The organism is Synechococcus sp. M16CYN (assembly GCF_040371545.1).
GTDB lineage: Bacteria > Cyanobacteriota > Cyanobacteriia > PCC-6307 > Cyanobiaceae > Parasynechococcus.
In genome coordinates this window covers 1,476,469-1,499,710 of the sequence record NZ_AP029048.1, presented here as the reverse complement: position 1 = coordinate 1,499,710, position 23,242 = coordinate 1,476,469, and the positions used below count along the sequence as shown (strand labels likewise).

17 protein-coding genes and 2 tRNA genes are annotated in these 23,242 nt (G+C 40.1%); 12 read left to right on the top strand and 7 right to left on the bottom strand.

The window, feature by feature from the left end:
• Positions 1 to 357: 357 nt before the first annotated feature.
• Positions 358 to 555, bottom strand: coding sequence for a hypothetical protein (locus tag ABWV55_RS07170; RefSeq protein ID WP_353291422.1), 198 nt, complete (start codon positions 553 to 555; stop codon positions 358 to 360).
• 6,457 nt (positions 556 to 7,012) lie between these two features.
• Here ABWV55_RS07170 and ABWV55_RS07165 point away from each other — a divergent pair.
• Positions 7,013 to 7,351, top strand: a complete 339-nt coding sequence (locus ABWV55_RS07165) for a phenylpyruvate tautomerase MIF-related protein (protein ID WP_353292673.1) — start codon at positions 7,013 to 7,015, stop codon at positions 7,349 to 7,351.
• A gap of 1,727 nt (positions 7,352 to 9,078) precedes the next feature.
• Here ABWV55_RS07165 and ABWV55_RS07160 read toward each other — a convergent pair.
• Positions 9,079 to 9,152, bottom strand: a tRNA-Pro gene (locus tag ABWV55_RS07160).
• Positions 9,153 to 9,638: 486 nt separating this feature from the next.
• Here ABWV55_RS07160 and ABWV55_RS07155 point away from each other — a divergent pair.
• Positions 9,639 to 9,800 carry a hypothetical protein gene (locus ABWV55_RS07155; protein WP_353291421.1) on the top strand — a complete coding sequence of 54 codons (162 nt, stop codon included), beginning with the start codon at positions 9,639 to 9,641 and terminating at the stop codon, positions 9,798 to 9,800.
• A gap of 141 nt (positions 9,801 to 9,941) precedes the next feature.
• Here the strand turns inward: ABWV55_RS07155 and ABWV55_RS07150 are convergent.
• A tRNA-Lys gene (locus ABWV55_RS07150) sits at positions 9,942 to 10,013 on the bottom strand.
• Positions 10,014 to 10,195: 182 nt separating this feature from the next.
• Here ABWV55_RS07150 and ABWV55_RS07145 point away from each other — a divergent pair.
• From ABWV55_RS07145 to ABWV55_RS07125, 5 genes are all read left to right on the top strand, one after another.
• Positions 10,196 to 10,522, top strand: a complete 327-nt coding sequence (locus ABWV55_RS07145; protein WP_353291420.1) for a hypothetical protein — start codon at positions 10,196 to 10,198, stop codon at positions 10,520 to 10,522.
• A 268-nt stretch (positions 10,523 to 10,790) separates the two neighbouring features.
• Positions 10,791 to 10,913, top strand: coding sequence for a photosystem II protein Y (locus ABWV55_RS07140; protein WP_353292672.1), 123 nt, complete (start codon positions 10,791 to 10,793; stop codon positions 10,911 to 10,913).
• Positions 10,914 to 10,958: 45 nt separating this feature from the next.
• The gene (trmFO, locus tag ABWV55_RS07135; protein ID WP_353292671.1) at positions 10,959 to 12,359 is read left to right on the top strand and encodes an FADH(2)-oxidizing methylenetetrahydrofolate--tRNA-(uracil(54)-C(5))-methyltransferase TrmFO; all 1,401 of its coding nucleotides are present in this window, start codon (positions 10,959 to 10,961) and stop codon (positions 12,357 to 12,359) included.
• A 678-nt stretch (positions 12,360 to 13,037) separates the two neighbouring features.
• Complete coding sequence (crtH, locus tag ABWV55_RS07130; protein WP_353291419.1) at positions 13,038 to 14,588, top strand: carotenoid isomerase; 1,551 nt, start codon at positions 13,038 to 13,040, stop codon at positions 14,586 to 14,588.
• A 324-nt stretch (positions 14,589 to 14,912) separates the two neighbouring features.
• Positions 14,913 to 15,437 carry a hypothetical protein gene (locus tag ABWV55_RS07125; RefSeq protein WP_353292670.1) on the top strand — a complete coding sequence of 175 codons (525 nt, stop codon included), beginning with the start codon at positions 14,913 to 14,915 and terminating at the stop codon, positions 15,435 to 15,437.
• Positions 15,438 to 15,446: 9 nt separating this feature from the next.
• Here ABWV55_RS07125 and ABWV55_RS07120 read toward each other — a convergent pair whose 3' ends face one another.
• The gene (locus ABWV55_RS07120; RefSeq protein WP_353292669.1) at positions 15,447 to 16,151 is read right to left on the bottom strand and encodes a response regulator transcription factor; all 705 of its coding nucleotides are present in this window, start codon (positions 16,149 to 16,151) and stop codon (positions 15,447 to 15,449) included.
• A 137-nt stretch (positions 16,152 to 16,288) separates the two neighbouring features.
• On the opposite strand from ABWV55_RS07120, the gene ABWV55_RS07115 reads away from it, so the two are divergent.
• Positions 16,289 to 16,552 (top strand): DUF6761 family protein, encoded by a 264-nt coding sequence (locus tag ABWV55_RS07115; protein ID WP_353291418.1) that lies wholly within the window; start codon positions 16,289 to 16,291, stop codon positions 16,550 to 16,552.
• 20 nt (positions 16,553 to 16,572) lie between these two features.
• On the opposite strand, the gene grxD is transcribed toward ABWV55_RS07115, so the two are convergent.
• Positions 16,573 to 16,896: a Grx4 family monothiol glutaredoxin gene (grxD, locus tag ABWV55_RS07110; protein WP_353291417.1), complete on the bottom strand. Its 324-nt coding sequence runs from the start codon at positions 16,894 to 16,896 to the stop codon at positions 16,573 to 16,575.
• Between the two features lie 24 nt (positions 16,897 to 16,920).
• Positions 16,921 to 17,154: a BolA/IbaG family iron-sulfur metabolism protein gene (locus ABWV55_RS07105; protein WP_353292668.1), complete on the bottom strand. Its 234-nt coding sequence runs from the start codon at positions 17,152 to 17,154 to the stop codon at positions 16,921 to 16,923.
• Between the two features lie 352 nt (positions 17,155 to 17,506).
• Between ABWV55_RS07105 and ABWV55_RS07100 the strand changes: the two genes are divergently transcribed.
• On the top strand, positions 17,507 to 17,713 hold the full coding sequence (locus ABWV55_RS07100; protein WP_353291416.1) for a hypothetical protein: 207 nt from the start codon (positions 17,507 to 17,509) through the stop codon (positions 17,711 to 17,713).
• A gap of 46 nt (positions 17,714 to 17,759) precedes the next feature.
• Here ABWV55_RS07100 and ABWV55_RS07095 read toward each other — a convergent pair whose 3' ends face one another.
• The gene (locus ABWV55_RS07095) at positions 17,760 to 18,461 is read right to left on the bottom strand and encodes a lysophospholipid acyltransferase family protein (RefSeq protein WP_353291415.1); all 702 of its coding nucleotides are present in this window, start codon (positions 18,459 to 18,461) and stop codon (positions 17,760 to 17,762) included.
• Positions 18,462 to 18,545: 84 nt separating this feature from the next.
• Between ABWV55_RS07095 and ABWV55_RS07090 the strand changes: the two genes are divergently transcribed.
• From ABWV55_RS07090 to ABWV55_RS07080, 3 genes are all read left to right on the top strand, one after another.
• A complete protein-coding gene (locus ABWV55_RS07090) occupies positions 18,546 to 19,295 on the top strand; it encodes a pyridoxine 5'-phosphate synthase (RefSeq protein WP_353291414.1) in 750 nt (249 codons plus the stop codon).
• On the top strand, positions 19,292 to 19,612 hold the full coding sequence (locus tag ABWV55_RS07085; RefSeq protein WP_353291413.1) for an MgPME-cyclase complex family protein: 321 nt from the start codon (positions 19,292 to 19,294) through the stop codon (positions 19,610 to 19,612). The genes ABWV55_RS07090 and ABWV55_RS07085 overlap by 4 nt, the downstream gene beginning before the upstream one ends.
• A 389-nt stretch (positions 19,613 to 20,001) precedes the next feature.
• Complete coding sequence (locus tag ABWV55_RS07080; protein ID WP_353292667.1) at positions 20,002 to 23,235, top strand: exodeoxyribonuclease V subunit gamma; 3,234 nt, start codon at positions 20,002 to 20,004, stop codon at positions 23,233 to 23,235.
• The last annotated feature ends 7 nt before the right edge of the window (positions 23,236 to 23,242 follow it).

Genomic DNA, 23,242 nt, shown 5'->3' with positions numbered 1-23,242 from the left:
TCATTTTAATGTTTAATTCTTGAAGATTGAACAATAGCTTCTAATTTTTTGATAAAACCTTAAAAATTAACTTACTTAAACTTTTATCGCATGGAAACTGCTATTTAGACAACTAGAATATTTAAATATTACTCACTAATAATTAATTAGTTCATAATCATAATTTTGAGAAAGTTACTTTTAGGGAGTTTAATATCTGCCAACTAGCATTAGCTATGCTCAAAGTAATTTTATTATACATAATATCAGAGCTAAGAATTTAGCTTAGTTTTTAAGCAGTACCACAATCAAATATAGTACTACGATCATTAATATTCTGTAGTTATCAGCTTATAAAATTAGCTGAATGCATTTTGATCAGCCACCATTACAATAGTGAACACGTTCTTGGCTCCAAGGCTTAGAACCAATCTCACCCTTAAGGGAACTTGAAAAACATATTAGTTGACCCAATGCCACACCAGCAATAGGAATGAGTGTAATAGCAATCGCCAATAGCGCTACCCCTATACGAGGAGAGTGAATGTTGGCTGTAAACCAGGGCCTATTTACCATGCAACAATTGGATTTAATCAGCTTAACTTTAGTATTTACAAAAAATTACTAAGGCGGTACAAACTATTCGATATATATAATTTTACTAGTCTCTGGCTTAATTAGTATACTTTATTAAAAGTTTCAAAATCATTAATAAAAATATGATTATTGTTTTGTTGTAAAATAGTTTTTATATTGATAAGTGTTTTTATCGGGCTAACATAAAATTTTTAGAAAGTGTGAAAAATGTGATTATTACTACTTATCCGTTGATAAAATTTGTATATTTGTTGTATTAAGTTACAGAATTGTATCACTTATTGTTTAATTAAGCAAATTTAATTATAAGTTAAAGCTTATATTAATTATTTAAAAATAATAAATTACTATTTTAGCTTGATTAGTGTTCTAGATCGCAATATTTCTTTTATATATATTAATTTTTGCCGTTAATATTGTTCTTTTTAGTCTTGAGATTTCAGGAAAAATAATCTATAATTTTAGTACAGTGAATGTTAATTCTTTAAATGTCATTAAACTAAGTTTTATCTTTGAAAATTGCTATAAAATATGACCATGTTAAACTTAAACAATGCTAGAGTTTTTTGGGCAGCATTTACATAAAAATGCTATTTTTTCATCAAATTAGATACTCTTACAAATCCTAGTTTTATCAAGTATAAACATTATGGTAATAATATTGCTATAACAAATTAGATTATTTTAACCTAAATTGATTTAATTTTTAATTAGCCAAATAATTATTACTATTAGATACTTGGGATAAAATAATAAATATTAACTGTGATTGTTATTTTAGAAGATTAAATGATGTTTATTTTATTAATAAAAAAATTACATTTTTGTAGCATTTTAGACATAAAAGTAAGCCTTAATAGCCTAGTTTTTAGCAATTATAATTTTCTTGTTAATAATATTAAGTAATATTTAAATAGTACTTATTCTACCAGCAGATTAAACATTTGTTAGTTTAATGTAAGCCATTTTACTAATCTAGATCTTAATAACTTTATAAATTTTATGAATTATCATCATTGATGTTATAGTTAACAGGATAATAATAATTTAAGTGTTAGATATTATATTACTCACAATATTAATAATTAGCTAGTTGTTGGCCTAAATGTTGTTATAATTTGATTTGCAATGCTTATATTTTTACTGACCTTGGTATTAACTTTGATAGCAGAGGCAAAGTAACAAATAAAATTATTTAGTGACTATGAAAAAGAAAGGAAATTATAAATAACATTATATTATTGACTAAAAAATAAATAGTTATACTGAATATTTTTAGTTAATTTATAAAATATTAGAGGCTTCTTAATATTGAAATTTATATTTAGAACATTAAATATTTTACTTAATATCTGACATAGTTTATATTAAAGAGCTTATCTTTCAGATAATATTTTGGTGAAAAGCCTTAGGATAACAGAACTTTAACTTGGACTTTAATTATTAGTATAAATACAGTTAATAATGATTAGATTTTATAGTAATTTAAAATCATTTTTCTGGAGCCTAATTTAAATCTATATTAAATGGTAATTAATATTAGTATTTTTTATAGTTAGCTTAAGTATATGATTACTTTTATCGATAATTAAAAATATTCTTGCATTTTTAATTATATATGGTACAAAAATACTTTGAGTATTCATTTTGTTGATGTTAATTGCTAAAATTCAAATTTTATTTATATAAACTATTGCAACCTAATTTATAGCTGTAAGACTAATATAGGTATCATACAAAATTGTTAATATTTTTACCCTTAGTTATCAAGTTTTTTTAAGAAATTCTTGTTAAATAGTAATAATTACTAACTAACTGTTTAATGCTTAATAAGTGATTAAGATTAATCATTAGAATCTAATAATTTATTATATATATTTTAGATGCATGAACATAAAAATGATAAAAAGCGTTTTCTTTCGACCTATAAGACTACTTAAAACAATTAAGAAACATCTTAGGAAAATACTCAAATTCATTGACTAATTTTAAGGTTGAGAAAGTTTTAGATTTTTAGTAGGTTTAAGCTAATATTCTGACTTTAAACTAAACTGGACTAGCTTTAAACAAACAAATACCAATTATTAGAAGCTTTTATTCAACAAAAACTCTTTATGTAAAGAAAATATTAATCATACTTGTTTATAATAGAGTTTGTTGTATAAACGCGATTAGTAATATTATTTATCTACAGTCGTAATATGCTATTAATATTTAAAGGATTTCACAAGAGATACGGATAGTAATAACTATGCCAAGAAGAGATTAATAACATTTAAGTATCATACATAACGATTATAAGTAGATAGATGTAGCATAGTTAACTAAAAGCAATTAATCAGCAGAAAATAATAATAAAGTTCGAGCTTAATTAGTGAGAACTAAGCGTAGTCTCAGATAATTAAAGAAAACTATGACAAAATCTAAAGTAAATTAATTATCTAACATTAACTTATAAAAGCGATGTACAGATACGTAAATACTTACTTTAATAAATTAAATAGAAACCACAGCTTTTACGGTATTTTATTTAATAATGATTGTTGTTATAAACTTTTAAGTTATTAGCTTACTGAAATTAACTTCTATGTTTACAAGAATAAAGCTCTTGCTTAAACTGACATTATTGACCTATCCATTACCTTATCTCAGACTTTATAGCTGTAATTACAATCATTAAAACTGCAATATATTTTTATCTATATAACACTAATTAGATAAAATTATATTTAACAGCAAAATATTTGAACTGATATATTTATATAATTAATGAAGAAATTATATTATTTTGCTATTTTCTGCTGTTTTAAATAAGTTTTAACATTTATCTTTTACAAAAAAGTCTTGTATAAACTAAGAGAATATGAAAAAATCAATAATTTATCAAGAATAATAATATTTTTTGACTAAATGATAATTCTGATTATAGCTTGAATTAGTTTAACTTTGCATTTTATTCTATATTAATTTAGCTAATTATCTGTCGACTAATATTAACTCCTATTTAAAATTTGTATTTCCATAATTAAATTTACAGTAAGTTAAATAAATATGATTATCTTATTTTAAGAACTTTTGCAAAAATTCTCTTGCTTATTAATTCTGTAGTTTTTCTCTGTATTCAATATATTTTACGGTTAATTTAAATCAGCTTTAAAATACTTAAATTCACTGAAATAATTTCAGTGAGGTAATTTTTCGCAAAAATTTTATCAAACACACTCCATACGAGTAAATTAATTTAACAAAATCAGCCATATCTTTCGTTAGAGAAAGAGATTTATAAAATATAGAACTTAAATACTTAATAAATATTTAAAGAACTGAATGATTTTATATGGATAGTTTTATGGATTCATATTTATTAGTTAATTATTCTAAAAGTAATAAATTAAATTAATTTAACTGTATAAATAATAAGTGCTTGTTGTTACAATAATAATTAGCCTCGCCTAAGTTTGTTTTGTGCTTTGTCAGCCTTCTTAATAATTTTTTGTGCATCTTCACGGGATAAACACAGTTCCGCCTTTAGTTGTAGTTTCTCTAGCTTTCGATGCTGTTTTTCAGGATTCATGTTCATCACCTTTTCTTTTTATCTTAGCCTAAGAAAAGAAAAAGCGTGGATTTAGTCTCAGATTTTTCTCTAAATCAATTTATCTATATGCCTGCATATAATAAAATAATCATAAATATTAAAATAGTTAACAAAGTAATTAGAATTTAGGTAAATAATTTAGTTTTACATTTTCTATTGTATTAAAGATAATTAGTTACTCATTAGCAACAACGATAAGAGATAACTATAGAACTAGCTACCCATTTTTTAAAACTATATTCTTTCTGAATTTAGTAGAAATTTGTTTTTTTATTTATAGTTAAATTTAGTATATTTAACTATTTTTGAATAAGCTAGTACCTTATTTATAAAACAGATAATAAAATATTTAAATTTATATAGTCAATACCTTATTGTAAAAACAATCTTATATTGTTAATTTCACAAAAGAATAATATTATTTTGCTGATTTTTTATCATATAGTTTTTGATACTTGTCTACTTTAATGTAAGCCCTTACTGTTAAGAGGTTAGATAATAACAGCTAAGCACGGATTTAAAGTAGAGTTATTAATGACTAATGAAGTTAAATAATAGATATCAAATTTTTAAGCTTGAAAGCAGATAGTGATAAAGTTGAATGTATAATTATTATTTTTACTGCTTTAAGGTCAAATGCTTTAACTTTATACTAATCCAGTAAAAAACTGACTAGTTTTTAATACTTATTAAAAATTAATATCATAACTTTTATTGTTCAAAATATTCATTTTATTAGAAAAATCTCGAGCTAAAAATACTTTTAATATATTTAATTAAAAACTAAGTAGATCTTGTCTGAAATATAACAATTGTAGAGTTAATTAAATATTAACCAAATTCTTGCGTATAAATTATTATTTACTATAAATATAAATTAAATAGCTGAAATCTTAATTCACAATATACTTATTTATCTTTAAATTCTATTCCATAAAATAGTACTAAATTTTGTAAGAGAGTAAAAGTTAGTGTTAATTAGAAAGATAAAAATATATTTTAATTCTGGAGTCATTTAAAAATTTTAAAATTACATATATGTAATATCTAGATTAGGAATAATTGGGCGGTTGAGTAAAAATTTTGTCAGACTTATGAGTAAATTTAAATATACTTAAAATAGATATTATAAGATCTCATATATATTTCCGTATTAATTTACTTAACTAACAAGAATTTTTTTAGACAAATGAGATGAATATGAATATTAGATCTAAAGTACTTAATATTATTACAGATAAAAATACTAAATTTTTATCTGTAATAATATTAAGTACTTTAGATCTTTAAATAAAGTAAATATTACTCCAACAATAGATAAGTTTTCTAGTTACTTTTTAATTCAATTAAAAATTAATTAACTATATGATTTATGAAAGTTAACTATTAAACTATATATCACCTGTAATTTATATACTGAAAGATTCATTTACCTAAATATAAAGATTGAATAAAAGCATGCAATTTTAAATAATTTTTTATAAAGTTAGTTAAGTAAAATAGAAAGCGTAAAATAAAAGCATATTTTTCACGTTTATTCATTGTCATACAATTTTATTAGTGATATCAAAAAATTAAAAACTTTTAGCTAAATTAAATTTTGATGTAGTTTTTTACTAATAAAGCCATAAGGATTATGGTAAACAAATACTAGGTTAATATGTACATTAATATTTAGTTTGAATAAAATTTAAATACGAAGGAAATACAGATAATAATTGATGCTAAAAATCTTATAAATGGTAGTTTACATTATTAAGAATATGCGTAAGTTATTATACCAAGTGTCGGATAATTAAGCTTATCAATGAATAATTAATTATATCTTTACTATTTGTATAGAATGAATATTAAGCAGTGAATAATTGATACTATAATACTAACTTAATTTGTTACTATAGGTCAGAAAATATATAAAAATACTTATCTAGGCAAATAGTCAAAATTTAACAGACTAGATTGGTTAAAATTATTTATTTAAAAAATGTATTTTGCTAAAACCAGTGACTTTAAATTTAAAATAAACTAAGAACTGTTATCTTTTGTTCTTATAAAAATTTATTTTTTAATGTGCCGTTGTCGTTTAAATAATTTTATCTTATTAACCGAAAACTTCGTTGATACTGAAATCTATTCTTTTTGAGTCAAGAAGAGAAATAAAAATATACCTATTTAAAGTTAAAACTACTCTTTTATCCTAGTTAATAAATTTTAATCGAAATTATTATTGTCTGTAACAATTAAAGAATTTCTTTCTAGATTTTTCAGTTGCTACTAACCAAATTACTGATAAGTAAATGCCATGAAAAGATGACTTTTCACTAATATCTCATTTTCTAGAAAAGATACTTTTTTGAAAAGTAATATTTATATATGTACAAATATTTTATTGTTATGGTATTTATACAAAACCTAGTAATAGTCAAGAGAACTTAACTGAAAATAAATACATTGTGTTCACTGGTTTCTAAAAGATTAGTCTATATAACTAATCTAAATATAGAAAGATACTTGCTAAGTTTTAGCATCTATATGCAGGTACTTAATTTTAATTAATCTGAGAAAAATTTCAATGTGTTTATGATTTTTATCCATATCAAAAAATATAATAATATATCTAACTAGTAATCTTTAACTATATATATTTCTTTGAATCTATAAGGTCTATAACATTAATTATAATAAATAACTAATAAATCATAAGTTTAATCAATTAATAATTGCATAATTAGAGTATTACGTAGTTTCTCATTACTTTTTTGTAAGTGATCTCTTTAGATTTTAGCAAAGTTGATTTTAATGTATTATTGTAATTATCAGTTGTTTAGCTACCTTAGTAAATTGCCTTTTATCAATCTGCGAACGAACCTATCCGACATCGCTGATCCCGATGGATTGCTTAAAAAGCTCTCAGCAGCTCTTGCAGAGGCGACTGGGAAACCAGAAACATATGTAATGACACTCTTTAATTCTGGTCTTCATATGACCTTTGCAGGTAGTGATGAGCCTTGCGCATATGTCGAAATTAAATCAATTGGAGCGTTAATTCCTTCTAAAATGACAAGTCAATTTTGCAAACTGATTGAAGAATCTATTGGTATTTCAAAAGATCGTATTTATATTGGTTTTGATGATGTGGATGCTTCTAAATGGGGATGGAATAGTAGCACATTTGGTTGATTCTAAACAAGATTAAATGCAATAGTTTTTATTATTCAAAAGGTTAGCTTCTGATGGTATTTATTACCAATAAGTATTAAGTTAGTCGTGAAATATAGGATTAGCTTATGGGAAAAATTTATGTATCAACAGTAAAATATTACTGTTGTAAATTTTTGTGAAACCTTTACTTTAGATGGTGTTATTTTCAGCAGCCAGTTAATATCAGCATGTAAAAATAATCAAATTAATAAAATTTTGAAAGTTTTATTGACAACTATAAAAAGTAAAGATTTATAAATATGAACACTAGTATTTAGAATATGAAATTCATATTTTTTATGCATACCAGTTAGTATTATTACTAAAAAATAAACAACTCTATTTGTATTTAATAATTTAAACAGATTATCAAACTAAAAGTAGAATACTATATTAATAAGTCACTCTAAGAACTCTAATTCTTATAAATAGCTATTAATATTATAATGAACAGTTATGGGTAATCTTTGATAGAATGTCTGACTGATGTAGATAGAAAAAGCGACTAGGTAGTGATATAGTTATTTTAAGTCTGTAGTAACTAAATTTAAACTGACTCTTTTAACCTATTGATATTATATAGATGGATAAATAAACTGAGGTTTCAGTAAAAATACTCGATACACTTTATACAAGTGGTATTAATGCAAAAGCAAGTTTTCGGATAAATTATGTACGATGATAAATTATATAAACCTGGCAAACACAACAAATATTGTGAAGACGCCGAGCATAGTCTTTACCAGATTTGGCTGAGACCGTCAGTTTACCCTAATAAGCATATTAATACTAGAATTAAAGATCTTAAACACAAATAACTTTATACTGTTACCGTTAATGCCAGCCTTTATCTAGCCTGGATGAAAACACGTTAATTGATGTTATTTCCTTGCTGTTAATTTATAACCAAATTTATAAAACCTAATCTTTTGCTTGATTGGGATATAGCTATAAATGCTTAGCGTAAACGCAGTAAAAGATAACTGCTAACTTTAGCATAAAAATATTTTTTGATGTCCATGAATGAAGTAAAAGCTGAATAGTTAAAATTCTTTAGGGTTATTATAGAGTTAGTGTTGCCTACGAAGTAAAACCTTTAGGATCCTAATAGGGGCAAAACAAAAATTAACCTGAAGGATAGTCTTTTCAGTTAACTATATGGGGTGATTGATAAATCACCTAATAACTAACCAACTACAATTTACTTTTTACTACTAGTAATTATCTGTAAATATTGTCTATGTATTTGTAACAAGTTCAGATTCTTACGATCAATTTTTATGATCTACATAAAAATTGATCGTAAGAATCAAATTGAGTAACTCACTTTTGTTGTTTGAACATATTTTTAAATAGCGAAGATATACCACTAATATAAGCAACTTTATTTAAAGAGTAATGTAAATAGCGATAAAAATAGTTGCAACTTATATTTCGCAAAGCAATATGATTTAGCTGTATGATTACTTGTTATGGTTCCTCAAGAGGATATGATTATTGCTTAAATTTTGGAACATTGTTTTTCGAGTTAAATTAAAATACTCAGGTTGCTCAAGGCTGTTGTTAGGAATGATGTAAGACTATATGACTAATAAGGGTGTAAAGCTATTTTAGCTACACCGTGACTATATGCAGCTACTTAAGCGATAAAAAGCTGCTTTAGGCAGGCGGCTCTGATGAGAGCTATGGATTAATTTGTTTCTGAATCGGGGAGACAGGATTTGAACCTGCGGCATCTTGCTCCCAAAGCAAGCGCGCTACCAAACTGCGCCACTCCCCGGTACCTAGTGAAGACTAGCGAGGAATTGTCAACTATTCCGTCGTTTACGAAGCTATTTCAATTGTTTCTTCTTGCATGCTAAGCGAAGACCTTTGTCCAGCCCTGATAAAACTCGTAGAGTTTCTGATATAGTTTTGTAAACATTTTAAAAGAGCTATTTAATGGTTAGATTACTTTTTAGCATTATACTTAAATAAATCAAGTAGCACTAAAAACCTTAGCAACGGTAGGTCGCTTTCTAGAATTTGGTCTAGGAAGGTTTATGTAATTAGTCTAATTCACACCAAAACAGTTCGGGTTAATTCCTGGGACTTATGGCTGTTCCATTTTGCTCTGTACCTGTGTACCATCAATCTATGGCGAGGGTCTCTTTGGCAATCAGATGGACTTTCACAGCAAGGCGTCCGCATGCGGTTAGCATCGCACCAAAACCTGATCGCTGACGAACTAAGCTGCATCTCTTTCCCGGTCAAGGGCTTTTAGGCGTTGGGAGCAGACCAGCAGCTTGCCCGCTTATCACTAATTCCTTCGCTACCTAACATGGATCCAAGTGTTCTAACCCAGCCCCCTGCCAGGACCAAACTTATTCACGATTTGCAATTACATCCAGTAGCGCTCTGCTGCAACTCTGGAGAAAAGCCCACCTAATAATGCAAGTAGAATCGTGACCCCGAAAAAAATGAAATAAGCCATTCGCAATTTTCGGCCGGAACCATGAATTCTTAGTTTTATAACAGCTAGCAAATGCCAAATGACGATGGGTCATGAGACGACATCATTCGGCGAGGATGGGTCGCCTGAGATTCGAACTCAGGACCAGCCGGTTAAAAGCCGGATGCTCTACCGCTGAGCTAGCGACCCTTTCCCTCTTGAGCATGCTGTCTCGGGCACTAGTGGAGAGTATCACTTGGTCTGTCACTAATTCAGGAAATCGATGGATAACGACATTACAGCTATACCAGAGCTGGCCCCTTTGCCCGGTCCTTTCATTGTTTCGACTGCTTGGGTAGCCCCCCAGTACTGTTGTGATTGGTGCTGTCCACATGGATCAAGGGAGTAGTCTCTGGCCCACTGCTGTGGCACGGGGTGACCTATCGCCCATCAACATTAGGCCTTTTAGTGACATTCAGGATGGTGTGATACCGTATGGCGGTCCTGGGCAGCCGGTTTGCATTGGAGAAAGCATAACTGCTGGCCACGGGGCTACGTTAGCGGACGGGTGCTTGGTGGGTATCGATGCGATCGTTCTAAATGGTGTCACTGTTGGAGAGGGGGCGCTCATTGCGGCGGGTTCGGCGATAACTAAGGATGTTTCACCAAGAATGATGGTACGGGAGTTCCTGCTAAGGCCTGCTGAGAACTTTCGTTGAAGTCTGTTAGTGAGCAGCACACTCATGCCTACCGTTACGCAGACTTGGCTCAACGGCATGCGCAGCATGCAGTGCCTGGTTGGAGTCCGTCGAATTAGGTTCCGTATCATGAGGGAACGATTCGAGATATTTAGTAAGAAGTCCTTAAGATCATCAAGTAAATTCTCTTGCCCTTAACATGACCCGAGTTGCTCTTGGCCTGGTCCTGATACTTGCCATCGTCGGTTACTCGGCCTTTAGTGTGATCACCACTGGTCAGGTTCTTGGTATCGATGCACGCGTTTTCCTTGTAGTGGCACCGATTCTTGCTGCTCTCAGCTGGGCGACATTTAACATCGGTCGTGCTGCTGTGGGCCAAGTCCAGTTGTTGCTGAAGCAAAGTCGCGTCTAAATCCAGGTTTTCAGAGTTCGCAAATTGAAGCTTGCTCAAGCTGCCATGTTGCCTGATAACAAAACCGTTACCGTAGTGGGGGCGGGACTCTCTGGCACGGAGGCAGCCTGGCAAATTGCTCGAGCGGGCATTCCCGTCAGGTTGGTTGAGATGAGACCTATGCGTCGTTCGCCAGCCCATCACAGCGGTGATTTTGCTGAACTGGTCTGCAGTAATAGTTTTGGTGCTCTGCGTAGTGATCGTGCGGCTGGTTTGTTGCAGGAAGAGCTACGGCGACTTGGCTCTCTTGTAATCAGCACCGCAGATCAACACGCAGTGCCAGCAGGTGGTGCTCTCGCTGTTGACCGCGGCCGTTATAGTGCTAGCTTGACGGAGGTAATTGATCGGCACCCACTGATCACGGTCGAACGTCGTGAGCAATTGCATTTGCCTAGGGCTGACGCAATCACGGTTCTAGCCACAGGTCCTCTAACAAGTGAGTCCTTAGCAAAGGATTTACGCTGCTTCACAGGTCGTGTTGACTGCCATTTTTTTGATGCGGCAAGCCCAATCGTACATGGAGAGAGCATAAATCTCGATCTGGCTTTCCGGGCTAGCCGGTACGACAAAGGTGGCGCAGACTACATAAATTGCCCAATGGACAAGGTGGAGTATCTCGCATTTCGTGAGGCTCTACTTGGAGCGGAGCAGGTAAAACTTAAGGGTTATGATCGGGAAAGAGCTAAATTTTTTGAGGGATGTCTCCCCATCGAAGAATTGGCGCGTCGAGGGGAGAACACGATGCGTTATGGTCCCCTTAAGCCAGTTGGACTCTGGGATTCTCGCTGGGGAGATATAAACGACCCTGATGTCAGGCGAGCAAAGCGTGCCTATGCAGTTGTGCAGCTTCGTCAAGAGGATAAAGACGGACGTTTATGGAATTTGGTTGGTTTCCAAACAAACCTCAAGTGGGGCGATCAAGAACGTGTTTTGCAGATGATTCCTGGGTTGTCCAATGCGGAATTTGTCCGATTTGGTGTAATGCATCGTAATACCTTTCTGGAATCGCCTCAGCTGCTTGATCCGACATTACAATTTCGTATGCGGCACAATCTGTTGGCTGCGGGACAGATAACTGGGACCGAGGGCTATGCGGCAGCGGTAGCCGGAGGCTGGCTGGCTGGGACAAATGCAGCCCGACTCACGCATGGATTGAATCCGATTGATTTACCGGAGACCACGATGAGCGGCGCACTTACTCACTTTGTGAGTGAGGCGCCAACAGCAAAGTTTCAGCCGATGCCCCCCAATTTCGGACTTCTGCCTGATCTGCCGGGACGTATTCGCGATAAACAAGTCCGTTATGGCGCTTACCGCGACCGTGCTTTGGCTGATCTTGAACCAATCCGATGCCTTCTTCCTCAACCGTATGATTGCATGATGGCGGAGGCCGCCATGACTAAGTAACTAAATAAATAGAATTGAAAGAACCTAACTGCCTTGAGCCGTTATGGCTAAACAGAGGGGTCTCTACACGGTAATTATTTCCGGTTATCAGCTTATTGGTCACAATGCCACTTGGTCTCTAAACTAGGACTAGTATACGGCTTACGAAAGTTAGGCAGTCCTCATCATGCACAATAGTGGCTTAAGTGACTTGTACTGATTAGATGCTCGGTAAGCAGTCTTATAAACAGGCTAAATGCCTAGTGTCGCAGTTTTGCTTTTGTACTTGAAAAGCTCAGAATGCCACCGATCATAATCTGAGTGCTATTAATAGGACTGCAATCCACTAGTTTTATCCCAGTCATTGTTATAAGTTGATTCACATAATGCCTGCAGTAATATCTTAGTCTAAATCGGCTACGGACACTAGTTTTAAGCTCAATAGGTATTGTCGAGAATTCCATAGACTGGAGCCTGGCTTGTCCTCCTAGTTGCCAATGCCCTACTTATTCTGCTGATGAGTTCGGTGTTGATACGAGAAGATTTGATGGCTTGTTAGTCCAAGCATAGTGCAAGCAGCAAAACGCTCCATAGATCCTGGCGTTCCGAGATTAGCATCTTCGCGCCGACCTCGGCTCGTTGTCCAGATCCAAGTCTGCAGGCTGTTCCTTAGCGTTATTTCGAGTATAGTCAGATGCTATGGGCGGGCAATGGGACGCTGTCGTAATCGGCTCCGGGGTTGGTGGTTTGGTAACGGCCAGTCAGTTGGCGGTTAAAGGAGCGAAGACACTCGTGCTGGAACAATATCTTGTCCCTGGGGGAAGTGGAGGCGCATTTCAGCGAAACGGTTATACATTTGATGTGGGTGCCTCCATGATCTTTGGGTTTGGTAAAAAGGGCTACACCAATCTGCTTACACGTGCTTTAGCGGATGTTGGGGAACGCTGCGAAACTATTCCCGATCGGACGCAGCTGGAATACCACATACCTGGTGGTTTAAATATAACCGTAGACCGCGACTACGAGCGATTCATCGCTAATCTCTCAGCCCGCTTTCCCCACGAAGCCTCAGGCATTCGTCGCTTCTACGGTACCTGCTGGCAGGTTTTTAACTGTCTTGATGCGATGCCGTTATTGTCGCTAGAAGACCCTGCTTATCTCACTAAGGTCTTTTTTAAAGCTCCTTTAGCTTGTTTGGGTTTGGCGCGCTGGTTGCCTTTCAACGTGGGTGCCGTAGCCCGACAGCACATCAAGGATGAGCAGTTACTGAAGTTCATTGATATTGAGTGCTTCTGCTGGTCGGTCATGCCGGCAGATCGCACTCCGGTGATTAATGCGGGCATGGTGTTTTCCGATCGACATGCTGGTGGGATTAATTACCCTAAGGGTGGTGTGGGGATGATCGCCAAAAAGTTGGTCGATGGTCTTAGACGCCACGGTGGTCATATCCGATACAAGACTCGCGTTACCAAGGTATTGATTGAAAATGACCAGGCTGTTGGTGTGCTTTTGGCTAATGGTGAAGTTGTTCGCGCCAAACGAGTAATTTCTAACGCTACCCGTTGGGATACCTTCTCTAGCAATGTTGGTATTGACAAAAGCGCTGGCCAAGCGCTAGTAGACGAAGATCACACACCTGCCAACGAACGGATCTGGCGTCGCCGCTATATACCCTCGCCGTCGTTTTTATCGCTGCATCTCGGCGTACGAGGCGATCTTATTCCCATGGGGACCCACTGCCATCACTTACTTCTGGAGGATTGGAACCAGATGGAAGAGGAGCAAGGTGTGATCTTTGTGTCGATGCCATCTCTGCTAGATCCAGACTTGGCCCCGACAGGACATCACATTGTACATACGTTCACGCCCTCGTCGATACAAACCTGGCAGAATTTAAGTCCTTCTCAGTACAAATCCAAAAAAAATAAAGATGCGGCGCGAATAATTCAGCGACTTGAGGCGATTCTTCCAGGATTATCGGATTCCATTACTCATCAAGAGATTGGAACGCCACGAAGTCACCGACGTTTCCTCGGCCGTTTCCAGGGTAGTTATGGTCCGATTCCGGCCATGCCGCTGCCAGGCCTGTTACCGATGCCCTTCAATCGCACTGGGGTGAAACACCTGTATTGTGTCGGAGATTCCTGTTTTCCTGGGCAGGGCCTGAACGCCGTTGCCTTCAGTGGCTTCGCGTGCGCACACAGGGTAGGAGCCGACTTGGGTCTTAACCCTTGGAACTTACCAACTTGATTGGCTGTTTAGTAAGCTCCTAGACTCTGAATTACAGTGATGTCAAAGCCTCACACTTTGTCTGCATCTGCTAATGTGAGTACCCTAAAATGGGGTAGCGGTGCTGAATGCAGGTATTTTATAATGTAGTCTTGGAGAAGTTAGAAACAATATGGCCTCTTAGGTACATATTGCCGATAGTCAAAAACCCATGCCGGGCCTGATGCAACCCGTTGGTTTTTGGAAAGATGAGAAAACTAAAATATCCGGCGACGCCTACGCGTTTGTACAACTGAAATCAAACTGTTGGCTAGAACATCAGGCTATCACTTATCACTGAACGGTATGGAACGTTTCGGCCTCTCTCCTCTGATCTTCTTCACTTTGCTCAGCCTGTACGTCGCATTAGTTTTGCCATTACCTTTCTTCGCTCCTCAGGAGCTCAGACCATTGACGATCGGTATTTTACTCCTTGGCTTTCTATTGATTCTGGGATTGCTCAGTGAGAAGGTGGAAACCGATGCCGACGGTCTACGGGTACGTTACCCACCTTGGATTAGTTGGCTGTTCCGTCGGAGTTGGTTCATGGCCTGGAGTGATGTTCGTGCCCTTGTCCCAGTTGGCACAAGCCAAGGGGGAACTGTGTACTATCTGAAGGCGACTGGTTGTCGCCACCAGTTACTACCTCAACGCATTGCTCGATTTGACCGCTTCTTGGACGTGTTGCGTGAGCGTACCTTGGTTTCAACCAAAGGGATCGGCCGGCTCACACCTCCATGGACGTATCAGGTACTTGCAGTATTGGCGATCCTAATGATCGTGGGAGAGCTTGCTACAGGTGTGGCGATTGCGGAAGGACTTATTACTTAATATTAGGTCTTAAGTTGCCGGCAAGTTGTCCAGACTGAAGCGATAGCCGCGTTGACGAACAGTAGTAACTCCGCCACCTTCACCAAGGCCGGCTTGTTCCAACTTACGACGAAGAGTCAGCACTTGCGTATCTACAGAGCGGGGACCGCCACTGAACGGGGGCCAGGCCATTCGCAATAATTCTTGGCGGCTACGCACCAGTCCTGGAGGCATGAGTAAGGCGCAGAGCAGAGCAAACTCACGCGGACTCAATTCCACCGGCTTATCGCGGAGAGTAACTTGCCGCATTAACAGATGGACTTCAAGGGGCCCCACTGTGACCCGTTCCTGTAAACCACTACGTCCTCGCTTTAAAAGAGTCCTGCAGCGAGCCGCAAGCTCTTCGAGACCAAAGGGTTTGCGCAGCACATCGTCGGCACCATCGTCGAGTAAGCCAATGACCGGATCTGCACCACTTCTTGCAGTAAGAACAATCACAGGGCAACGAAGTTGTCCAGCCAAGCGCAGGGCAGAACCTTGTTCCAGAATCTCAGCGCTCACCAAAAGATCGGGAGATTGCTCCTGACAGACATCGAGGGCTTCTGCGGCTCGGCCCACCGCTGCAGTCAAATGACCATCTTGTCGAAGGCGTTGTACAAGGACTGTGCGCAGCGTGGGATGTGGCTCGACGACCAAAACCCGCGAGGGCTCAAGACCACTTCTGGATACCGGCATGGTGAGTGCCTGGTCGGAAGGAGTACCCGACTCGGTAACCAGGTCTTGCGGCGTTGAGGTCACTGGATCGATCTAGGCACGACTAGGCTAATACCAATTTCATCGTGCGCTGGTAGCGAGAGCTGCTGTATCAACCAATGACGTCACTCGATGACCCACAGGCCATCCGTCATTTTCAATCAATTTGTGATGCGTGCCAGGAGCTCACCACGCGTTATCACACTGCCTCTGAACTGCGTCTCTACGCGGACGGATACCTCCACGCTTTGCGCAGATCCGGCTCTCTCGATTTACGTCAACAGCACCGGCTAGAGCAATTGATTGATCGCTGGATTTTGGATCCATCGAGCTTTATCGGGCCGGACGGGAGCGTGAGCGCTCTTTACGCGAAACACCCATAACGGTTGCCAAACATGACGACCTAACTAGCAAGCGCAATTTCTAACTTTTCGCGAAGCTCACCCTCGTTGTACATCTCAATTAAGATATCAGATCCACCCATGAACTCCCCTTTTACATAAACTTGGGGAATCGTGGGCCAATTAGAGAATTCTTTGATTCCTTGTCGTATCTCCACGTCCGACAAAACATCAAAGGTCTCGAATGCGACGCCGATCGAGTGGAGAATCTGTACAACATTATTCGAGAAGCCGCATTGCGGCATCAATTTGGAGCCCTTCATAAATACAAAGATTGGGCTCGAAGCGATCAGGCTTTCGATACGAGATTTAGTAGAAGTGTCCATAATTAAGGGAAGGTGTCGTGAAGATCAGGAAGGGATAGAAGTGTTGAGTGCCAACGCATGAATTGCCTCGCTGGCCAGCTCCTGCTGCAGTGCTCCATAGACTATTTGGTGTTGGCGAATCCGCGACAATCCACTAAAGGCTGAAGAGACCACACTCACTTGAAGATGATCACCACCACCGGTGAGATCTTCAACAGTCACCCTGGCATCAGGGATGACACGTTGAATCGCAGACTCGACCGCGGATAGCTGTATCATGGGGAATAGATTACGATCAAACGATGCTGACAGATGAACCCAGCTGCCTGGTCGCAAAACACCCTTGAATTCAGTCTTACGGAGCTGAATTTTAGGAGACTTTGATAAACTCCCCTGCGAACTCTGTGATTTTTAGGTCAAGTCACCAGCCTTAGCCAACTTTGATACAAAGCAAAAACGGCAGTTTTTGGTTGATTCTACCTCTAGGACAAACAATGCAGCTAGCTACAGATCAGACTCAATAAGTAACCCAGCCTAGGGGCTTTCTATTTTGGGATTATTTGTGTCTATGCAGAACTAATTCATCAAAGCCGTGCCGAGATCTTCGTAAAATTAAGACTAGCTGTTCTGAATGCCTCGCCTGGTTTTTATTGTGGTTTCTGTGGGCGCGAACGAAGTCTCCCCTATAGGCCGCTGCACCGCCGCAGGAGACGGCAATTTTAACGGCCGACAGACTAAAGCCACTGTCGCGCTTGAGCTGGGATCCCGTTGCTGGAAAACTATTAAACTCGAATGGATAAGGGTGGAAGTGGCTACTAAAGCGAAGGCTGTTAGTTGAAGAAGTGACGACCCATGGGGCCAAATCCAAGGCATTTTGACTGAACTCAAAAGGTTTGAAGCGGCCGCCCGACAGCCTTACGAGCCGATCGTTCAGCCACATGCATCGCTCTTGTGAGTTTGTGGTTGAACTGCTGCGCTGCTTCCTTACCCGTGGTTGTTGGCACTTTAAGAGCCTTCCCGAAACACACAGCAGCTCGACCGGCCGACTGTGGAAACGCTTGGCTATAGCCTAAGCCGACTGGAATCACAGGTACTTGAACGCCGCGGCTTTGTGCAAGCTGGGCTAGGCGCACGAGCCCGGCCCGCACCTGAATCGGCCGATCAATGCGTTGAATTCGTCCCTCTGGGAATACCACGAGCTGTTGCCTGTTGGCAAGTAAGTCAATAGCCAACCTTAGTGTTGTCATCGATGGATGTCCCTGATTTATGGGGAAGCAGCCCAAACGTTGAAGGAACCATCCCTGCAACCCTCGCATTTCTGTGGTGGTGACCATGAAGCGACAATCGCGACCTGTTACACGTCGACCAGCGGCCATGGTTAGCATCAATGCATCCCAACGGGCACGATGTGTTGGTGCCAGAAGTACTGAACCACAATGAGGCAGTCGCTCAGGGTGAAGAACGAGACGCTCACGAAACTGCAGTGGCAGCGCAATGTTTTGGGTTGCCAACATAGCCAAGGGAGCCCAAAACTGATCAACCCCCACCCTTAGGGCATTTTCACGGGTCGCCTGTGCCGCGGCCAACGGAGAACATCAGTCAGGAAGTCTTTAAGAATTTAAAGCCTGGAAGTCGTTCTGCATAGGATTTGGCCATCAACAACAGCCTTTATGGCCAGCCTAGGCGTCAATATTGACCATATCGCCAACATCCGTGAAGCTCGCCACACGGTAGAACCGGATCCCGTGCCAATGGCAATGCTGGCGGAACTCGGGGGTGCTGATGGAATCACAGTTCACCTTCGAGAAGACCGGCGTCATGTTCAGGATCGTGATGTGGAGTTGCTACGCCAGACTGTCCGTTCTCGCTTAAATCTGGAGATGGCAGCTACGGAAGAGATGATGGCTGTCGCTCTAAGGGTCCAACCAGATATGGTCACGTTAGTGCCGGAGAACCGCCAAGAGGTGACGACGGAGGGGGGGCTAGACGTAGTGGCTCAATTATCTACACTGGCTGCGATGGTAGAAAAACTTCATAACAGCAATATCCCAGTAAGTTTGTTTGTTGATCCTGACGCTACGGAATTAGAGGCTTGTCGTGATTCTGGAGCACGTTGGGTTGAACTCCATACCGGCCGCTATGCGGAAGCCGAGTGGAAGGAGCAGCCCTATGAGTTGGCTCGCCTTAATGAGAGCACAGCAATCGCCCGTCAATTTGGTTTGAGAGTCAATGCTGGTCACGGCCTTAATTATCAAAATGTTGAGCCTGTGGCGGCCATCCCTGGGATGGAGGAACTTAACATTGGGCACACGGTTGTTGCCCGTGCTGTTGCCGTTGGACTTCAACAAGCGGTTCGGGAAATGAAAGCTTTGATCCAGAATCCTCGACCCAGTTTTTTATTCGGACAGACAATTGGATGACTATTTATCACTTCGTTGCCGCGAGCGAGCAGTTTCTCATTGTTGATGAACCTCTTGAAGAAGTCTTAAGGGAGCGTCAGCGCAATTACGTCGAAACGAATAAAGAGATCGATTTCTGGTTGATTCGACGTCCGGCTTTTCTTCAAGCTCCAGGGCTATCTAGTCTGGCAAGTCAAGTACCACAGCCCGCTGCGGCAATTATATCTACAGACAAAACTTTTATCACATTTTTAAAATTGCGACTGGAATATGTAGTCGTTGGTCGTTTCGAGGCTCCAACCTCAATTATTCCCGATGCTACATCTAGTAACGTCTAACGCGCCCCGACTCTCTCCAAGTCTCCAAGCAAATCGCTCTACCAGTTCAAATTGTCGATGGCGTGGAAAAGCCGGTAGGACTTGGCTATTTACACTAATGGTAAGGCCGCGGTCGACATCGTGCATCGATGTTCAGTGACCTGGCAAATCTCCACTTACTCGCATCAGAATCTGTCCATGGCTGAGTAGAATATTGGATGCTAGTAGTGTCAGGCGGGTGATATATGCGGCTGATATTAGACGTACTTTCATTTAATTGCTGTGTTTTTAGGTAGCGGCTGTCTTATATCTACAAGGGAAGGTAAGTTTGTGGTGAACGTGCCCGAACCTAGGCTGGCTACTCCTAAGTGGGTGCCTATACCGGTTATACCGGCTCGCAATTCGGGGCATTGTTAAAACTTTATCGGAGCAACCGGGCTGAGTTGCTTGCTCAGTTGCTGGCCCAACAGTTGATTAAGCAAAAACCCGGCCCCCTAGAAGTACTGGAGGTGATGGTGAACACTCGACCGACAGGAAGCTGGTTGGGTGAACAAGTCGCCGTTGCCAACGGCATCACTTCGCTGGTGAGGTTTCCCTATCCAAACAGTTACCTACGTCAATTGGTGCGTGAAGTCTTGGGTCTTCCTTCAAAAGAAAATGACCCATGGCGGGCTAAACATTTAATATGGCCTGTTCTTAAGACGCTGCCCGAGCTACTTGACCAGGATGTGGCGCTGCCTTTACAGCGTTGGTTGAACGGACGTGAGAGAAGCAAACAGAGACTAACGCTTAGCCGGGATCGCTGGCAGCTGGCTCGGGCGATTGCTGACGCATTTGACGATTATGCCCTCTATCGCCCTGATGTATTGACTGAGTGGAGCGCATCACCTTCATTCACGTACCAGGATTGGCAGCCAGTGTTTTGGCGGCTACTGGCTGGTCGGTTGCACAGTCTCCCCTTTGGACTGCAGGTTCGTGAAGCCATCGGTCGATTGCGTAGCGGTACTGTTTCAAACGCGTCCCTGCCTGATCGACTTCGCTTATTTGGCATAAGCGCCCTTGCACCGGTGCAAGTTGAATTGATTCAGGCTCTGTCAAGTGTCACGGATGTGGAGATCTATCTTCTCACTTCATGTCCAGACTTATGGCAACTATGTAGTAGTCGACGAAAACTTCTACAGAAGGCGTGGTTAGAACCGATGGATGGAACTTGGCTTGAGGCTGCACCACGGCTTGAAGCGAAGCTTGGTCGAATGGGAGCTGAGTTCCAGCAATTGCTAGAGGGTTCGGGCGCTGTGGAACTAGAGGAACATTGGGATAAGGATCTGTTTGCGACACCCGTTCGCACGGCTACCCAGAGCAACCGATCAGCAACGCTCTTAGAACAACTGCAGGAGCAGCTTGTTAATCCCGGTCAGTCAGTTGTTTTACAACGATTGCCGAACGACCAGTCCGTCATTTTTCAAGCCGCGCCTGGACCATGGCGCGAGGTGCAGTTGATACGGGATCGGATTCTCCAGTGGTTAGCTGCAGATTCCGATCTGGCTCCACGTGATGTTCTGATAATGACTCCGCAAATTGATCGTTACGCTCCCCTGTTGAACTCGGTGTTTAATGACTACGATGCAACCGGTGTTCATATTCCTTGGCGTCTCACAAGTCAAAGCTGCCAAAGCAGTTTAGGGATATCGAGAGTGATGCTGAATCTCTTGGAGTTGGCGGCTGGTCGTTTTACTGCCACAGGTTTAAAACAATTTTTAACCCATCCAATTCTTCAGCAATTGCAGGCTCTGTCCTCGGAAGAATGCGTGTTGATGACCAGGGTGCTGCAGAGAAGCGGCTTCCGTTGGGGTTTGGATGCGACAGAACGCGGTGGTGACGAAACCCACAGTTTAAGCTGGTGTCTAGATCGTTGGTTGTTGGGACTGGTTTTGCCCTCGAACGAGGGTTTGGCGCCTTTGAATACAGCGCCGTTTAATTGGGAACTTGATCCGGATCGTTTGGTGCGTTGGTGGACGTTTTTGGATCGGTTGGCACGAATGATTCAGCAATTCAGGCGGCCAAAAACATGCAGCGCTTGGGTGGACTTGCTGCGATCGGTTTTACAAGAGTTGTTTGGAAATGGCTGGGCTTGGAGTTATGAATTGCAGCACTGGATCACAGCTCTTGAAGATTGGCGGTTACATACCGTTAATTGCTCATTGGAGCTTGATATCACCTTGGTGATTGAAGTGTTAAACGAAGCATTGTCGGTTGATAGCGGTCGCTTTGGGCACTGCACCAGCTCGCTAACTATCAGTGCGTTGGAGCCGATGTGGGCTATTCCGTACAAGGTGATCGTCTTGATGGGTCTTGATGATGCAGCATTTCCTCGTTCAACCAAGCGCCCCGGATTTCATCTACTGGAGCAGGAACAACGGCTCGGGGATCCAAGTGAGAGTGATCAAGACCGATATGTACTACTCGAATCCTTGATATCGGCACGCCGTCATCTGTTGGTTAGTTGGTGTAGCCGCAATGAACGCACAGGAGAGAATCAACCTCCTGCGGCTCCAGTAGAACAATGGTTGTTGCAACTGCAACAGGAGCTGTCGAACAGCAGTACTGAAGGTTTACTGCTTACCCCAGCGGCGAATCCTTTGGCTCGCAGCAATTTCCGTGTTGAAGCGCCATTGAGTTGTGACCGTCGTCAATTAGAAGTGAGGCGTTGGCTAGATCGGAAACGTCCGGAACCGAAGTTTGCTCTGTCATGGCCACTTGAATGGGCTAATCCGACAGACGATTCTAACGAGTCCACGGAATTGAATGATTCCATGGTATACGAAAATCTCCTCTACTGGATGCGTCAGCCACAGATGGCTTGGTTGCGCTCGAGGGGACTCCACCCCGGTGAAACATTTGAAGCAGTGGAGGATTTTGATCCACTGGAGCTCAATGCTCTTGAGCGGTACCAGCTGCTGAATCGCAACTTTGAACAGCAGCTCGCCGCTGGGGGTGTTCCAGACTGGCCAGCTATGTTGACAGGCCAGGGTATTTTGCCTGCGGGGGCTGGAGCAGCCCTCGAGCAGAGGGAACTAGCAAAGCGCTGGCAAGCCTTAATGCACCAGCTCAACATTCTTGGTTCATGCCATCGCGATAATATTGTTTTCGCAGGTGCTTTGCGGCCTCTCTTGTTCGCGGGGGAAACTCAGGTAGTAGTGCAAGCGGGAATGCTCAGCACAGCTGGCGTAATGCGTGGCTGGCTTCATCATCTCTATCTATGCGCCACAACCCCAACCCCTACAGCGGTGATTGCTCGCAGCACCGGTATCATGGGTGCAGAGACTTATCTACTCTGGGACCCTTTGTCTACCGCAGAGGCAGAAAGGCAACTTACCTCATTGCAACGGCTGGCTCAGCGAGGAATGGAGCGCTGTTGGCCTGTACCCCCAAAGAGCGGTTGGCAGATGGCCTGGCAAGAGCAACGCAGGCCAGGGACAGGTCTTGAATGGTTCCGCAGCAGTTGGCAAAAGGAGCGTTGGTCGCCGGCTCTTCATCTTTGTTTTGGCGCAGAAGTAGACGCAGATGAACTGTTGAAAGCTCCGGGATTCCGTGAAGCCTATTCAGCCCTCTATGGCCCATTGCTTCAAGCACAGCGGAGTTGATACGCAC

Bases quoted from the DNA above. Each gene is read 5' to 3' on its own strand.
- ABWV55_RS07125 (WP_353292670.1), top strand. From the start codon at position 14,913: ATGGAACGTTTCGGCCTCTCTCCTCTGATCTTCTTCACTTTGCTCAGC.
- trmFO (WP_353292671.1), top strand. From the start codon at position 10,959: ATGTTGCCTGATAACAAAACCGTTACCGTAGTGGGGGCGGGACTCTCT.
- ABWV55_RS07090 (WP_353291414.1), top strand. From the start codon at position 18,546: ATGGCCAGCCTAGGCGTCAATATTGACCATATCGCCAACATCCGTGAA.
- grxD (WP_353291417.1), bottom strand. From the start codon at position 16,896: ATGGACACTTCTACTAAATCTCGTATCGAAAGCCTGATCGCTTCGAGC.
- ABWV55_RS07145 (WP_353291420.1), top strand. From the start codon at position 10,196: ATGGATCAAGGGAGTAGTCTCTGGCCCACTGCTGTGGCACGGGGTGAC.
- ABWV55_RS07115 (WP_353291418.1), top strand. From the start codon at position 16,289: ATGACGTCACTCGATGACCCACAGGCCATCCGTCATTTTCAATCAATT.
- crtH (WP_353291419.1), top strand. From the start codon at position 13,038: ATGGGCGGGCAATGGGACGCTGTCGTAATCGGCTCCGGGGTTGGTGGT.
- ABWV55_RS07170 (WP_353291422.1), bottom strand. From the start codon at position 555: ATGGTAAATAGGCCCTGGTTTACAGCCAACATTCACTCTCCTCGTATA.
- ABWV55_RS07105 (WP_353292668.1), bottom strand. From the start codon at position 17,154: ATGATACAGCTATCCGCGGTCGAGTCTGCGATTCAACGTGTCATCCCT.
- ABWV55_RS07120 (WP_353292669.1), bottom strand. From the start codon at position 16,151: ATGCCGGTATCCAGAAGTGGTCTTGAGCCCTCGCGGGTTTTGGTCGTC.
- ABWV55_RS07085 (WP_353291413.1), top strand. From the start codon at position 19,292: ATGACTATTTATCACTTCGTTGCCGCGAGCGAGCAGTTTCTCATTGTT.
- ABWV55_RS07100 (WP_353291416.1), top strand. From the start codon at position 17,507: ATGCCTCGCCTGGTTTTTATTGTGGTTTCTGTGGGCGCGAACGAAGTC.